General features: G+C 37.5%; 15 protein-coding genes, 1 pseudogene and 1 riboswitch. Of the genes and pseudogenes, 15 read left to right on the top strand and 1 reads right to left on the bottom strand.

The features are described from left to right. The 10 genes and pseudogenes from RT445_RS07015 to RT445_RS06970 form a co-directional block, all read left to right on the top strand. Nucleotides 1–138, top strand: a pseudogene (locus RT445_RS07015) (thioredoxin family protein); the annotation flags it as partial. A 72-nt stretch (nucleotides 139–210) separates the two neighbouring features. Beyond that, a complete protein-coding gene (locus tag RT445_RS07010; RefSeq protein ID WP_274794577.1) occupies nucleotides 211–1,125 on the top strand; it encodes a diacylglycerol kinase in 915 nt (304 codons plus the stop codon). A 30-nt stretch (nucleotides 1,126–1,155) separates the two neighbouring features. Next, nucleotides 1,156–1,470, top strand: a complete 315-nt coding sequence (locus tag RT445_RS07005; protein ID WP_313470227.1) for a hypothetical protein — start codon at nucleotides 1,156–1,158, stop codon at nucleotides 1,468–1,470. Between the two features lie 342 nt (nucleotides 1,471–1,812). Next, nucleotides 1,813–3,159: a cytochrome ubiquinol oxidase subunit I gene (locus RT445_RS07000; protein ID WP_312507239.1), complete on the top strand. Its 1,347-nt coding sequence runs from the start codon at nucleotides 1,813–1,815 to the stop codon at nucleotides 3,157–3,159. Beyond that, nucleotides 3,156–4,181, top strand: a complete 1,026-nt coding sequence (locus RT445_RS06995) for a cytochrome d ubiquinol oxidase subunit II (protein WP_274794575.1) — start codon at nucleotides 3,156–3,158, stop codon at nucleotides 4,179–4,181. Before RT445_RS07000 ends, RT445_RS06995 begins: the two co-directional genes overlap by 4 nt. 13 nt (nucleotides 4,182–4,194) lie before the next feature. Further along, on the top strand, nucleotides 4,195–4,317 hold the full coding sequence (gene cydS, locus RT445_RS06990) for a cytochrome bd oxidase small subunit CydS family protein (RefSeq protein WP_012292033.1): 123 nt from the start codon (nucleotides 4,195–4,197) through the stop codon (nucleotides 4,315–4,317). A 109-nt stretch (nucleotides 4,318–4,426) separates the two neighbouring features. Continuing rightward, nucleotides 4,427–5,791 (top strand): 23S rRNA (uracil(1939)-C(5))-methyltransferase RlmD, encoded by a 1,365-nt coding sequence (rlmD, locus tag RT445_RS06985; protein ID WP_313470247.1) that lies wholly within the window; start codon nucleotides 4,427–4,429, stop codon nucleotides 5,789–5,791. Nucleotides 5,792–5,974: 183 nt separating this feature from the next. Continuing rightward, nucleotides 5,975–6,943, top strand: coding sequence for a tRNA dihydrouridine synthase (locus RT445_RS06980; RefSeq protein ID WP_313470224.1), 969 nt, complete (start codon nucleotides 5,975–5,977; stop codon nucleotides 6,941–6,943). 252 nt (nucleotides 6,944–7,195) lie between these two features. Next, nucleotides 7,196–8,554: a trypsin-like peptidase domain-containing protein gene (locus RT445_RS06975; protein ID WP_313470222.1), complete on the top strand. Its 1,359-nt coding sequence runs from the start codon at nucleotides 7,196–7,198 to the stop codon at nucleotides 8,552–8,554. A 309-nt stretch (nucleotides 8,555–8,863) separates the two neighbouring features. Continuing rightward, entirely contained in the window at nucleotides 8,864–10,060 is a 1,197-nt protein-coding gene (locus RT445_RS06970) for an MFS transporter (RefSeq protein ID WP_313470217.1), read from the top strand. A 74-nt stretch (nucleotides 10,061–10,134) separates the two neighbouring features. Here the strand turns inward: RT445_RS06970 and RT445_RS06965 are convergent, their stop codons facing one another. Next, nucleotides 10,135–10,338 carry an alpha/beta-type small acid-soluble spore protein gene (locus tag RT445_RS06965; RefSeq protein WP_313470215.1) on the bottom strand — a complete coding sequence of 68 codons (204 nt, stop codon included), beginning with the start codon at nucleotides 10,336–10,338 and terminating at the stop codon, nucleotides 10,135–10,137. A gap of 183 nt (nucleotides 10,339–10,521) precedes the next feature. On the opposite strand from RT445_RS06965, the gene RT445_RS06960 reads away from it, so the two are divergent. The 5 genes from RT445_RS06960 to RT445_RS06940 form a co-directional block, all read left to right on the top strand. Beyond that, the gene (locus tag RT445_RS06960; protein ID WP_274794571.1) at nucleotides 10,522–11,016 is read left to right on the top strand and encodes a YehS family protein; all 495 of its coding nucleotides are present in this window, start codon (nucleotides 10,522–10,524) and stop codon (nucleotides 11,014–11,016) included. Nucleotides 11,017–11,165: 149 nt separating this feature from the next. Then, a complete protein-coding gene (locus tag RT445_RS06955) occupies nucleotides 11,166–11,360 on the top strand; it encodes a hypothetical protein (RefSeq protein WP_274794569.1) in 195 nt (64 codons plus the stop codon). 28 nt (nucleotides 11,361–11,388) lie between these two features. Further along, complete coding sequence (locus tag RT445_RS06950; RefSeq protein ID WP_313470212.1) at nucleotides 11,389–11,523, top strand: hypothetical protein; 135 nt, start codon at nucleotides 11,389–11,391, stop codon at nucleotides 11,521–11,523. Between the two features lie 61 nt (nucleotides 11,524–11,584). Next, nucleotides 11,585–11,670: riboswitch (cyclic di-GMP riboswitch) on the top strand. Between the two features lie 107 nt (nucleotides 11,671–11,777). Continuing rightward, on the top strand, nucleotides 11,778–13,529 hold the full coding sequence (locus tag RT445_RS06945; protein WP_313470209.1) for a methyl-accepting chemotaxis protein: 1,752 nt from the start codon (nucleotides 11,778–11,780) through the stop codon (nucleotides 13,527–13,529). Continuing rightward, a partial coding sequence (locus tag RT445_RS06940; protein WP_313470207.1) for an SDR family NAD(P)-dependent oxidoreductase occupies nucleotides 13,519–13,816 on the top strand: 298 nt, incomplete at its 3' end. The genes RT445_RS06945 and RT445_RS06940, both read left to right, overlap by 11 nt.

Raw genomic sequence — 13,816 nt, 5'->3', positions numbered from 1 at the left:
AAGGAAGATCCAGCATTTGAAGAAGCTCAAAAAGCCTTATATGCAGAAATTCGAGAGGAAAACATTTCGAATCAAACATACTGGACGTATGTCTATGAGGATTTTAAAAAGCAGGTAACAAACGCTTTACAAAAATAACAAAAGCATGGCAACATTTCGACGTATAATTCGTTGAATGAAATAGAATCTTATGAAGCAGGAAGGTATGTTATGAAACGAGCAAGAATCATTTATAATCCTACATCTGGACGCGAAGTGTTTAAGAAACATCTACCAGAGGTGTTGGAAAAACTAGAGGTAGCAGGCTATGAAACATCCTGTCACGCAACAACATGTGAGGGTGATGCAACGCTTGCAGCAAAAAATGCGGTAGAACGCGGTTTTGATATCATCATCGCAGTTGGTGGAGATGGCACATTAAATGAAGTTGTTTCAGGTGTAAGTCCATTTGAAAACCGTCCGAAAGTTGGTCTAATTCCGATGGGCACTACAAATGATTTTGCCCGTGCCGTGCATATTCCTCGAAATATTGATGAGGCAGTAGACATTATTATTCAAGGCGACACATTACCTGTTGATGTGGGTCTATTAAATGGTGAACGCTATTTTATCAATATTGCTGCTGGAGGACGCATTACGGAGCTAACATATGAAGTACCAAGTAAAATGAAAACGATGCTTGGTCAGTTAGCTTATTATTTAAAGGCAGTAGAAATGATCCCTTCAATTAAGGCCTCGCACATGCGCATCGAATATGATGGCGAAGTGTTTGATGGTGATGCCATGATGTTCCTATGTGGATTAACGAATTCAGTTGGAGGCTTTGAAAAACTAGCACCTGATGCAAGCATTAATGATGGATACTTTACATTGCTAGTACTAAAAAAAGTAAGCCTCCCAGAGTTTATTCAACTAGCTGCGATGGCCTTAAGAGGCGAGCACCTGAATGATGATCGCGTCATTTACAAAAAAGCTAGTGTCGTCAAAGTGACAACTGAAAATGAGGTACATCTCAACCTAGATGGCGAATATGGCGGTGACGCACCTGCTACATTTGAAAACCTGAAGCGTCACATTGAAATCTTTGTTCCTCTTGCTGATATTCGAGAAGAAGACCGAATTTAAATATTATAAAGCTCATCCAGTATAGTGTGGATGAGCTTTTTTCATAATGTGTGGGCACCCGCTCAAAAGGAAGCCGGAAGCGCTCATAAAAGTGTGGCACCCGCTCGAACGGAAGCCGGAAGCGCTCAAAAAGGTGTGGCACCCGCTCGAAAGGAAGGCAAAAGCGCTCAAAAAGGTGTGGCACCCGCTCGAAAGGAAGGCGGAAGCGCTCAAAAAGGTGTGGCACCCGCTCATAAGGAAACCAAAAGCGCTCATAAAAGTATAGGACCCGCTCCAAAAGAAAGCTCACCCCAATTAACTTCAATATACAATCAAAAGAAACTTACGAAGCAAGAAAATTCCTGAAAATCCATTCTATCCATTTTCCCTAACTAGAATAAAATCCATTGAAATCCCGGTTTTATCATTTAGAACTGGAATTGTGAATGAATTTAGAAAAATGTTTGGCGAATGTGCGTATATTACTTGAACAAAATTTGAAACCTTAATAATAGGCTGAAATTTCAGGCCGTTATTAAGGTTTTTTTCGTTGTAATAGTGGAAAATGGGGGTATGGATAAGGGAAAGGAAGTGTTGCCTTTGTATAAGTCACAAGAAAAGAAGCTTATATGGCTAAGCTTTGGTGTTGCAATTATTATGCTACTTTCCATTGTTGGAAGAATATTTGGAAGTTAGGGGGGCAATGAGATGATTAATGAATCAGCAGTCTTTTGGAGTCGAGCCTTAACGGAGTTAACATTATCGTTCCATATTATTTATGCAACGATTGGTGTGGGTGTCCCGTTAATGATTATGATTGCACAATGGACTGGGTATAAAAAGAATGATGAGCATTATATCTTAATGGCAAGACGTTGGGCGCGTGGTTTTGTTATTACTGTGGCAGTTGGTGTTGTAACAGGGACTGCCATTGGCTTACAACTTTCTTTATTGTGGCCTAACTTTATGCAGCTAGCTGGTCAAACCATTGCATTACCACTATTTATGGAAACGTTTGCATTTTTCTTTGAAGCAATCTTCTTGGGCATATATTTATATACATGGGACCGCTTTGATAGTCAGAAAAAGCATATGCTATTGTTAATCCCTGTTGCTGTGGGAGCATCAATGTCAGCGGTATTCATTACAATCGTCAATGCTTTTATGAATGCGCCGAGAGGATTCGATATTGTAGACGGTGAACTTGTTAATATACAACCTTTTCTTGCAATGTTTAATCCAGCCATGCCGACAAAGGTGGCACATGTGCTCGTTACAGCGTATATGACATCGGCCTTTGTGCTAGCAGCTATTGCAGGATTTAGAATGCTAAAAGGTTCTAAGCATGTATACCATAAGAAATCTTTACTTTTATTAATGAAAATTGGCTTGATCTTCTCCATAGCAGCAGCGGTGATTGGAGATTTTTCAGGAAAATACTTAGCCGAATATCAACCGGAAAAACTTGCCGCAGCAGAATGGCATTTTGAAACAGAAGGTAAAGCTTCTCTTGTACTATTTGGTGTATTAGATGGAGAAGAAGTAAAATATGCAATCAAAATTCCGTATGCTTTAAGCATTCTTGCACATTTTAATCCTAATGCAGAGGTAATCGGCTTAGATCAATTTGCGGAAGAGGATCTACCACCACTCTATATTCATTATCTCTTCGATATCATGGTTTCCATCGGTATGTTTATGGTGCTAGTTTCATTACTTTATGTTGTAGGGAAGGCACGGAGATGGCAGTTTATTCATTCACGATGGTATAGATGGATTATTGTAGCGGGAGGACCACTGTCCATCATCGCCATTGAAGCGGGATGGTGGCTTGCAGAAGTGGGACGACAACCATGGATACTTTATGGTTTGATGCGTACACCAGAAGGAGCTACTACGAGTGATCATGTGGATTTAATGATGCTATTATTTGCAGGTGTTTATGCTGTATTAGCTGTAGGAAGTATTGTTGTATTGGTACGAATGTTTAAAAAGAATCCAATCGAACGTGAGATTGAAGATCGTCACTCTGAAAAAGGCGGTGACATTCTATGACGTTAGAGATATTAGGTATTTCAGTATTATGGATTTTTCTATTTGGCTATGTGATTGTCGCATCAATTGATTTTGGTGCTGGCTTCTTTAACGCCTATAGTCTCCTTATTGGTAAAAATCACATTTTAACAAATATTATTAAACGTTATTTATCGCCAGTCTGGGAAGTAACTAATGTCTTTTTAGTATTCTTCTTTGTAGGAATCGTAGGATTTTTCCCGCAAACTGCTTTTTATTACGGAACGATTTTACTTGTACCAGTCAGTATTTCACTTGTGTTATTGGCAATTCGAGGCTCCTACTATGCCTTTGAATCCTATGGAACACGAGGACATATAGGATATACACTGACATATGGTGTGGCAGGTTTATTAATTCCCGCTTCCTTGTCTGTGGTCTTTGCCATTGCGGGTGGAGGCTATGTTGATCTAGTCGAAGGGCAACCTGTGCTAAACTATTGGACTTTATATACAAGTCCATTTGCATGGAGTATCGTAGTGCTAAGTATCGCTGCTGTATTGTATATATCGGCTGTATTTTTAACTTGGTATGCCCATAAAGCAAATGACAAAGAAGCAACGAAACTGATGAGAAAATATGCACTTGTGTGGGCAGCACCGCTTATGATTAGTGCTCTGGGCATTATGTATGAAATGAAATCCATCAATCCAGAAAGTTTTAGCCACATGGTTAATTTATGGTGGATGTTTGCGATTTCAGCTGTTTTATTTATCATCACAGTCATACTCATTGCGATGCGTAAAAAATACGGTCTCGCAGTTGGTCTTCTTATTGCTCAATTTGCAGTAGCTTTCTTTGCATATGGTATTGCGCAATATCCATATTTACTGTATCCGTATTTAACAATTTACGATAGCTTCACAAGCACACAAATGGCGATTGCTTTAGTCATCGCATTTATTTTAGGGCTGTGTCTTCTTCTCCCTTCACTTTATTTATTGATGAAATTATTCTTATTCAATAAAAACTATGTGACAGGAAAAGAAGACAATCACGCATAGGAGGAAATCAATTATGCAAAGTTTTTTAATTTTTTATGCGCCTTTTATTGTCGTCATTCTTGGTATCTTGTGTGCTTTTTGGTGGGCACCAAGGGATTATCATATTACTAAAGAGCAAGGAAAGAGTCGCGAGTAGCGGCTCTTTTTTCAAGTGGGCTACAAGAGAAATGATGACGGCAAGTCTTGTTCTTTTTTCATTCGCCAACACATGCTACAATAAGGAGATTGAAATGGAGGATGTACGAATGTCAGCACCCGTGAAAAAAAATGAACGACTTACTGTTTATATAGAAGATTTAACGCATGATGGTAATGGTGTCGCTAAGGTTGAGGGCTATCCATTATTTATACAAGGCGCACTACCAAACGAAACAGCCGAAATCCATGTGATGAAAACCTTAAAAAATTATGGCTTTGCAAAAGTGGTAGAAATTATCGAGCCATCACCAGACCGAGTGGAAGCACCTTGTGCCTATTTCAAACAATGTGGCGGTTGTCAATTACAGCATTTATCCTATGAGGGACAGTTAAAATGGAAAGAAAATATGGTGCGTAATGTGATGCAGCGCATTGGTAAAATTGATGAACCAGTTCTTCCTGTAAAAGGAATGAAAGAGCCTTGGCATTATCGTAATAAAGCGCAAATTCCTTTCTCTGAAAATGAGTCAGGTCAAGCGATTGCAGGATTTTATAAAACAAAAACACATAGCATTGTCGATATGGAACGTTGCTTAATTCAAACAGGAGAAGCAGATGCAATTCTAGCTAGCTTGAAAAAAGAATTAAACGCGATAGGGATTCGTCCTTACAACGAACATACACATGAAGGAATGCTACGCCATGTTGTCATTCGAAAGGCACGAGCAACAGGAGAAGTCATGGTTGTCCTCGTGACCAAAAAGAAAAAGTTCCCTCAAAAAGAGGCAGCCATTGCAGTGATTCAAAAGCTTGTTCCGAATGTCACATCAATTATGCAAAATGTAAATAGTGAGAAAACCAATGTGATTTTTGGTGATGACACGATCAACCTTTGGGGCAAGGATGTCATTATAGATACAATTGGCGACGTACGCTTTGAAATTTCAGCTCGCTCCTTCTATCAAGTCAACCCAGAGCAAACAGAGGTCCTCTACAAACAAGCACTGGATTATGCTGACTTGCAGGGTGATGAACGCGTCATTGATGCGTATTGTGGAATTGGTACGATTTCTTTATTCCTTGCACAAAAAGCAAAGGCAGTCATGGGAGTTGAAATTGTCCCACAAGCAATTGAAGATGCAAAACGCAACGCAGTACTCAATGGTTTTACAAATACTTATTTTGAGGCAGGCCCTGCAGAGGAAGTTATTCCGAGATGGTATAAAGAAGGCAAAGAAGCGGATGTGCTTGTTGTGGATCCACCACGCAAAGGTTGCGATGAAGCACTTCTAAAAACAATTTTAGAACAGCGTCCAAAACGGGTAGTTTATGTATCCTGTAACCCAGCCACATTAGCACGCGACCTTCGTATTTTGGAGGATGGTGGCTATCAAACACAGGAAATTCAGCCAGTAGATATGTTCCCGCATTCGACGCATTGTGAAGCGGTGGCGTGGTTGGAGTTAGTATAATGGAAAAGCAGTAGATATAGAAAAAATCTATATCATCTGCTTTTTTGTTTTTAAAATATCATTTAGGACAGAATTTCGTTACAATAAACATTGTTGATTTTTATCATAAACATGTACTTATGTTTCATGGTATACGTGTAAAATAAAAAAGTTTAGAGTATAGTGAGAGGATTTGGAATTAACATGATAGATAATTTTTGGCATGATTTACCACGTCCGTTTTTTGTACTTGCACCAATGGAAGATGTAACTGACGTTGTTTTTCGTCATGTAGTAAGTAAAGCTGGTCGACCGGATGTCTTTTTCACAGAGTTTACTAATTCCGATAGCTATTGTCATCCTGAAGGACAGAAAAGTGTGCGTGGCCGTTTGCTTTTTACCGAGGATGAACAGCCTATGGTGGCACATATTTGGGGGGATAATCCCGACTATTTCCGTCAAATGAGTATGGGCATGGCTGAGCTCGGTTTTAAAGGTATCGATATTAATATGGGCTGCCCTGTACCGAATGTAGCATCGAGAGGGAAAGGTAGTGGACTAATTCTCCGACCAGACGTTGCGGCAGAATTAATTCAAGCAGCAAAGGCAGGTGGACTACCTGTTAGTGTGAAAACACGACTTGGCTATAAAGATGTGAATGAGTGGGAGGAGTGGCTCACACATATTTTAAAACAAGATATTGCAAACCTTTCGATTCATTTACGTACAAGAAAGGAAATGAGCCTAGTAGATGCGCATTGGGAGCTCATTCCGGAAATCAAAAAGCTTCGTGATCGTATTGCACCAAATACGCTACTAACCATCAATGGGGATATCCCAGATCGTCAAACTGGGCTTCAGCTTGCAGAACAATATGGTATTGATGGTGTAATGATTGGACGAGGTATTTTTAAAAATCCGTTTGCCTTTGAAAAAGAACCACAAGAACATAGCAGTAAAGAATACCTTGACCTCTTAAGACTGCAGCTCGATCTTCAAGATCATTATGCAGAAGTACTACCACGTTCGATCACGGGGCTTCATCGCTTCTTCAAAATTTACGTCAAAGGATTCCGTGGAGCTAGTGAATTAAGAAGTCAATTGATGAACACGAAATCAACTGATGAAGTACGTGGATTGCTTGATCATTTTGAATCAAATTATATTGAATAATAATGGACGGTAAAGTCTAAGGAGTTTGAAAAAACGTTGCTATTATTAGCAACGTTTTTTGTAATCATAAAGAGGAGTTTATATGCAAGTTTTTTCATTGAAGCTGCACGAAATGTAGTTTTAAACAAGTCTGTTCAATTGCATATGAATCACCAATTCTTTAAAGAATTGGACTCTTTTGGAGGATTTAAAAGAATGTCAGAGAATTGTATATATGTATTGTTATGACGTGCTTATAGGAGTTGTATGAAGATGATTGTGACAACTAGACCGTTAAAAATTAAGTATAAAAAGTCTGCGAATCCTTTTCAGGACTTTATGCAGATCAATCCTAACGGTAGTATCTTTACGAAGGAAGTTATTTTTCTACGTTATATCGGCATACCTGATTCTGTAGATCTTTATAAAGAAGATATTTTAAAAATGGATGAATATTTCACAAACGAAAGTGTATTTTATTTACGACTACATAAGCTTGAGGTTATTAATAATAAAAAAGATATAGATAGATTGACAGAGCTTTGGGGAAAATGGCAGGATGCAGTTGATACTATTCCCATACTATATGAGACATCTTTATGTGGTACGTTAACGAATGATCAACTTGAATGGTCAAAAAAGCTGAGCTTTAAACAAATCATCCATCTTTATAAGGAACAGCAGCCACAGGCTAATGATACGTTACTGAAGAACTTTGCAGTAAAATTTTTATACTGGATAGATATTTATTTGCCTCAAATTTTTTCTCAGGATAACTGTACATCGCGGAAAATTGTTTTTATAGGGGATATTACACAGCACGAATTATTATTCTTATATTTTTTATCCACACTAGGATGTGATATTTGTTATATGAATCCGAAAGGTGATATTGCCAATTTGCATCCCATTATTGCAGCATCATCCACTTTACATAAATGTCAAGATTGCTATGAACAAGAAATAATAATCCCTAAATTGCGGTCGAAGAAAAGCATACTCGCGCCACAACCAATGCCTGTCCCAACCCCTAATTACACTGCTATTACAGAGGAATGTAGCTATGAGCAATTAGCCTCCTTTGCGACATCTGTTGTAATGATTAAGACATTCGGGGATGATGACAAGGTTTTATGTTTTGGGTCTGGTGTTGTTCTCCATCAAGATGGTTATATTTTAACGAACCTACATGTTGTGTGCGGTGGAAAATATTATTCTGTAATATATGAAAATGATACCAATGAGTATATTACCCACCAATTTGTGAAATATCATGATATGCATGATTTAGCTATTTTAAAGGTGGAGAGGAAAAGCAAACCTTTGCCTGTTAAAGTAGATGGTCAATTAGTTCGTGGGCAGAAGATTGTTGCGATTGGCAGTCCTTTAGGATTATTTAATTCAGTTTCTGATGGAATTGTTTCGGGTTTTAGGGATCTACGAAATATGTCTATGATTCAATTTACGGCTGCAATTTCAAATGGCAGTTCTGGTGGTGCTTTATTGGATATGCATGGGAGGTTAGTCGGTTTGATTACAGCTGGCTTTGATGATGGCCAGAATCTTAACTTGGCTGTGCCTGCACATTTAATTTATCAGTTTGCTCAAAACTTTATAGAGTTACCGAGTTAATTTCCACTATTCAACCATTGCTTTTTCATTCGTAATCTTATAGAATGTAGAACGGTATAAATGAACGATATAAATTACCTTTAATACGGTCCAGAGAGGCTGAAAAGGGCTACATGATATTTTTAAGCTAATATCTTTGCTTTGGCATGCCCTTTTGTCCTCTGTGACAGAAGGGCTTTATTTTTGTTCACATCCCTCTTTTAAAGGAAGTCCCGTGAGGCTTCAAAAGAGAATGGACAAGACATCTTTAATCCATTCACTCGAACACTAAAAGAGATAGACAACTAGAAAACTTGGAGGTTAGAAAGAATGGATTATCGGAAAAAAACCGTTGTCGCTTCAGTGGCTGGGTTGACTTTAGAAGGAATGGACATTATGTTTATTTCTTTTGCCATGACAATGATTATTGCAGAATTTAATATTGATCTTGCAACAGGTGGATTGATTTCATCTATTACGAATATTGGGATGCTACTCGGTGGAATTATTTTCGGTGTGCTAGCAGATAAATATGGCCGCGTAAAAGTATTTACATATACTGTCATACTATTTGCTATCGGCACAGCCTTAACAGGAGTAGCAACTAGCATTGAACAAGTTTATGTCTATAGATTTATCGCCGGTCTAGGTGCCGGTGGGGAATACGGTATTGGTATGGCGCTTGTAGCGGAAGCTTGGCCAAAAAATAAACAAGGTAGAGCTTCTTCGTATGTAAGTGTAGGGGCACAATATGGGGTTATATTAGCAGCATTATTAAGTGCCATCATTTTACCGACTTTAGGATGGAGAGCATTATTCTTCGTTGGGTTATTACCAGTGATCTTCGCCTTTATTGTTCGTAAAAATCTGGAGGAATCACAAGAATGGTTAGCAGCGCAGAAAAAAGATAACAACGAGCAAGAGAAGGGAAAACTAGCTCAGTTATTTGCTTCTCCACGCATTACACTAACGACTCTTTCTCTAATTTTAATGGCTACTGTTCAAATCGCAGGCTATAATGGTCTGATGATTTGGTTACCATCGATGCTACAGAAATCGCAAGGTTTATCTGTCTCAAGCTCAGCATTGTGGACAATTAGTACTGCCGTCGGGATGATAATTGGGATGCTGACATTTGGTAGATTTATGGATCGCTTTGGTGCGAAGCGATCGTTTGGTATCTTTTTATTAGCATCTGCTTGTGCAGTGTTCCTTTATTCCTTTGCCACTGGTGCAGCAGCTATATTAATTGGTGGTGCGGTTGTAGGATTCTTCTCTAACGGAATGTTTGCAGGGTATGGTGCATTAATTAGCAGCTTCTATCCAGTACAAATTCGCAGTACAGCAACAAACACGATATTTAACTTTGGTCGAGCTATTGGTGGATTTTCACCAATCTTTGTCGGCTATATTTTACAAAGCTATGATATGACAGTTGTAATGATTTACTTAGCAGCACTATATTGTATTTCCTTTATCGTTATGCTCACGCTTAAAAGCTCCAGCAAGGAAATGCAAACAGCATAATTTTTAAAATCACGAAAGAACGAATTCCACTTCTTCAAATGGGATTCGTTCTTTTCTTATTAGTTTTTAATTAATTATAGTAAACCTTTTGAACGTTTCTCAGCGATTTCTACAAGGCGTTTTGTAATTTCTCCTCCTACGGAACCATTTGCGCGAGAAGATGCTTCTGGCCCTAGCTGAACGCCAAACTCTTGTGCAATTTCGTATTTCATTTGATAGACAGCTTCATGTACACCAGGTACTAGAAGTTTATTTGAACTGCGGTTATTGTTAGCCATTTTTCTCACCTCCTTGAGTTTAGAATGGTTGCTAACGTATTTTTCATACATTTTAAAAGAAGGAAACGCACACGCTAATTGCTAACAACAACAACTTGTGGAAAGCTAGCAATAATCAGCAAACTCTCTGTTATAATAAAGCCTGGCTCATTTCTATAGTAGGAGTAAAAGGAGGACAATATAATGACGAATAATGATATTTTAATTCGCTTACGCTATGCACTAGATATAAAAAATGTTGATATGGTGGAAATTTTTAAATTAGGCGGACTCGACTATTCGAAAGAAGAAGTCTTAAATATGCTCATTAAGATTAATGATGAGGAAGAAGCGCCAGAAGAATACATCAAATGTAATAATAAAATGCTTGAAGCATTTTTAAATGGATTAATTACTTTTAAACGTGGACCACAAAAATCAAAAGATGGTCAGCCTGAAGGACCGCTACCTGTGACAGGCAAAGAAAGTCCAAATAATATGCTTTTAAAGAAAGTAAAAATTGCCTTAGCGTTAACAACAGAGGATATGCTCGAAATTTTATATGATGGTGGAATCAAAGTTACAAAAGGTGAATTAGGCGCTTTATTAAGAAATCCAAGCCATCGCAATTATAAAGAATGTGGCGATTCATTCGTTCGGAATTTTTTAAGAGGCTTAACATATAAGTATAGAGAATAAAGCATAAATGCCTTGTCAATAGAAATCAAAAAGTACCATTTTTTTCTTTAAATTTTGTTGACATTTTGTGACGAAATTGTGTACAATAAAATTATCACAAAATGTTCACAAAAAAGATGAAAAATGTTCACAAACAAAGGGGTGCTTGTATGATTTATTTTGACATCTTATTGGTAGCTATTGCATGTGTTACAATGCCTTTTATTGTTGCAGTAATGTTAGATATTTTTTATGCAGAACGAAAGAAAGTTCGTTTTTCATTACGACGTACTTCAGTTTGGTATATCACTATGTTTGCACTATCCTTTATACCATCTGTTTTACTTGTTACACAAAACGTATAATGTATTCAAACACTTAGGGGTAAGTGAAATGAAAAAGACAGCTACAACGTTAATAACGGTTGTAGCTGTTTTTATTTATGTAAAAGAAATGGTGAATGAAGGCTTCACATTGCTGTATTTTCAATCAATCAACCATTTGTTAACGAAGGGTAAAATAGTATAAAGTATGTATATTTTACCTGGATAGCATTGACTACTTTTACCTGCTGTGTTAATTTTGGGAGTGGAAATATAGGCAAATTTACTGAAAAGTAGAGACGCAAAGCTACAGGTCTAAGGCAATAATTGCTAGGATGGCTGGGTTGCAAAAGACTGCTAGTTATATCCATCAATTTCTAGTTTATGTTCTTTTATGCCTATTTCTTTTGAAATAGGTTATTTTTTTGCAAAAAAATCATTGTAAGGGGGAAAAAGATCATGAAGTTATTAAAAAATGCCTCATTAAAAAACAAACTTTTACTGACGGTTACAATTGTAGTGTTACTGCTCATCGCCATTATTACTTCGCAAAGTATTAGCGAATTAAATAATCGGATGACTGTCGACTTAGAGCAAGAGTTAAAAAGTGTTGGTTTATTGACAGCTATGAATTTAGATAGTGATGAAGTAAAAGATTTATTGTCTGAAAAAGGGGAAAAGAACGCTAAGTTTACAAAGATCCAAAAACAACTCGATATGATCCAGGAACAACAAGGTATTATGAGTTGGAGCTATATTTGGGACGTTCAAGATGAAGGTGGGGTCAACCCAATCGGTTATACAACCAATTTAAATGAGGTGTATGAAGCCGGAGAAATTTTTACTGATTTAGCGGATGAACATGTTGAAACAGCAAAGAAGGCTATTGAAAATAATAATACGGAAGTAACGGATATTTTTGAAGATCCTTTTGGCTCTTGGAGAACCGTTTTTAGTCCAATTAAAGATGATAACGGACAACTGATTGCATTATTAGGAATTGATTACTCCGCTGATTATATTAATACGATAATTAAAACAAGTGTTATTAAACAAATTGTTATTGCTATTATCGGAATATTAATTTTATTAGTTTTAGTTTACATAATTATAGACCGTCTTTTAAAACCACTTAAAAAAGTAGTAAATGTTGCAAATCAAGTTGCCAATGGCGAATTAATCGATGTGGATTTAGATACGTCAAAAGATGAAATTGGAAAATTATCTGAGTCCATTCGTACAATGGTTGCTAATTTACAACATATTATTTTAAACATAAGAAATACTTCAAATCATGTTTCTTCAGCAGCCAATCAATTAACGGTACATGCTGGGGAGACGTATAACAGCTCCACAAATATTGCACAAGATATGAAACTAATCACTCAGAATGCTGAAGCTTCTATGACCATGACAGAAGAAACAGCTGCTGCAATGGAAGAGACAGCTACAGGTATCCAGCAAATTGCTGACTCTGCTAACACGGCTGCGGAATCTTCTATTTCGGCTTCGCAAGCTTCTGAACGAGGTAATCAAGTTGTACAGCAAGTTATTGCACAAATGGAATTAATTAATGATTCTGTTGAACAAATAGGGACAACAATTAATGGTTTACATGTCAATACGAAAAAAATAAGTGAAATTGTAAGCTTGATTACTGCTATTGCCGATCAAACAAATCTGTTAGCATTGAATGCCGCTATTGAAGCAGCACGAGCAGGTGAGCATGGTAAAGGCTTTGCTGTTGTAGCCGATGAGGTGAGACGTTTAGCTGAACAATCTTCACAGTCAGCAACAGAAATTTATAATCTAATTAGTTCTATTCAATCTGATTCTAACGCTTCGATAACTGTAATGGAGAAAGGGAAAGCGGATGTTAAAGTGGGTATGGCATTCACGAATGAAGTAGGAGAAATCTTTAAAGAAATTCTTACTTCATCAGAAGAAGTAGCTAGCCAAATACGTGAAATTTCAGCTGCCTCACAACAAATCTCTGCCTCATCAGAGGAAGTAGCGGCATCTGTCAATAATATTAAACAATCGGCAGAGCAGTCAGCAGAATTCTCTTCAAATGTTTCGAAATCTACACAAGAGCAATTATCTACAATGCAGGAAGTAAAGGATGCCTCTTCTTCATTAGGAAAAACAGCTGAAGAGCTACAAGGGCTTGTTGCAAAATTCAAATTGGAGAATGATCAGGATGGAAATTAACTTTACAGGTAAAAATGTATTAATTACTGGCTCAAGTAAAGGAATTGGCAAGGCCATTGCATTAGGCTTTGCTCAACATGGTGCGAATATTTTAATCAATTATATTGGGAATGAGCAAGAGGCAGAAGCTGTACGTGCTGAAGCAGAAAAGTTTGGTGTGAAAGCTTTAACTTTCCATGCCGATGTTTCTAACTCACAAGAAGTACAAGCGATGCATCAATTTATGGACGAGCACTTCGGGGAAATTGATATTCTTGTAAATAACGCCGGATTTGCACAGGGATCTA

Source organism: Lysinibacillus sp. (assembly GCF_032093475.1).
Lineage (GTDB): Bacteria > Bacillota > Bacilli > Bacillales_A > Planococcaceae > Lysinibacillus > Lysinibacillus irui.
This window is presented reverse-complemented; position numbering and strand designations above follow the sequence as displayed.

What these genes read in the sequence shown, in the direction of transcription:
- RT445_RS06980 (WP_313470224.1), top strand. Translation starts at nt 5,975, where the DNA reads ATGATAGATAATTTTTGGCATGATTTACCACGTCCGTTTTTTGTACTT.
- RT445_RS06975 (WP_313470222.1), top strand. Translation starts at nt 7,196, where the DNA reads ATGATTGTGACAACTAGACCGTTAAAAATTAAGTATAAAAAGTCTGCG.
- RT445_RS06950 (WP_313470212.1), top strand. Translation starts at nt 11,389, where the DNA reads ATGAAAAAGACAGCTACAACGTTAATAACGGTTGTAGCTGTTTTTATT.
- RT445_RS06945 (WP_313470209.1), top strand. Translation starts at nt 11,778, where the DNA reads ATGAAGTTATTAAAAAATGCCTCATTAAAAAACAAACTTTTACTGACG.
- RT445_RS07010 (WP_274794577.1), top strand. Translation starts at nt 211, where the DNA reads ATGAAACGAGCAAGAATCATTTATAATCCTACATCTGGACGCGAAGTG.
- RT445_RS06965 (WP_313470215.1), bottom strand. Translation starts at nt 10,338, where the DNA reads ATGGCTAACAATAACCGCAGTTCAAATAAACTTCTAGTACCTGGTGTA.
- RT445_RS06955 (WP_274794569.1), top strand. Translation starts at nt 11,166, where the DNA reads ATGATTTATTTTGACATCTTATTGGTAGCTATTGCATGTGTTACAATG.
- RT445_RS06970 (WP_313470217.1), top strand. Translation starts at nt 8,864, where the DNA reads ATGGATTATCGGAAAAAAACCGTTGTCGCTTCAGTGGCTGGGTTGACT.
- RT445_RS07000 (WP_312507239.1), top strand. Translation starts at nt 1,813, where the DNA reads ATGATTAATGAATCAGCAGTCTTTTGGAGTCGAGCCTTAACGGAGTTA.
- RT445_RS07005 (WP_313470227.1), top strand. Translation starts at nt 1,156, where the DNA reads ATGAGCTTTTTTCATAATGTGTGGGCACCCGCTCAAAAGGAAGCCGGA.
- rlmD (WP_313470247.1), top strand. Translation starts at nt 4,427, where the DNA reads ATGTCAGCACCCGTGAAAAAAAATGAACGACTTACTGTTTATATAGAA.
- cydS (WP_012292033.1), top strand. Translation starts at nt 4,195, where the DNA reads ATGCAAAGTTTTTTAATTTTTTATGCGCCTTTTATTGTCGTCATTCTT.
- RT445_RS06995 (WP_274794575.1), top strand. Translation starts at nt 3,156, where the DNA reads ATGACGTTAGAGATATTAGGTATTTCAGTATTATGGATTTTTCTATTT.
- RT445_RS06960 (WP_274794571.1), top strand. Translation starts at nt 10,522, where the DNA reads ATGACGAATAATGATATTTTAATTCGCTTACGCTATGCACTAGATATA.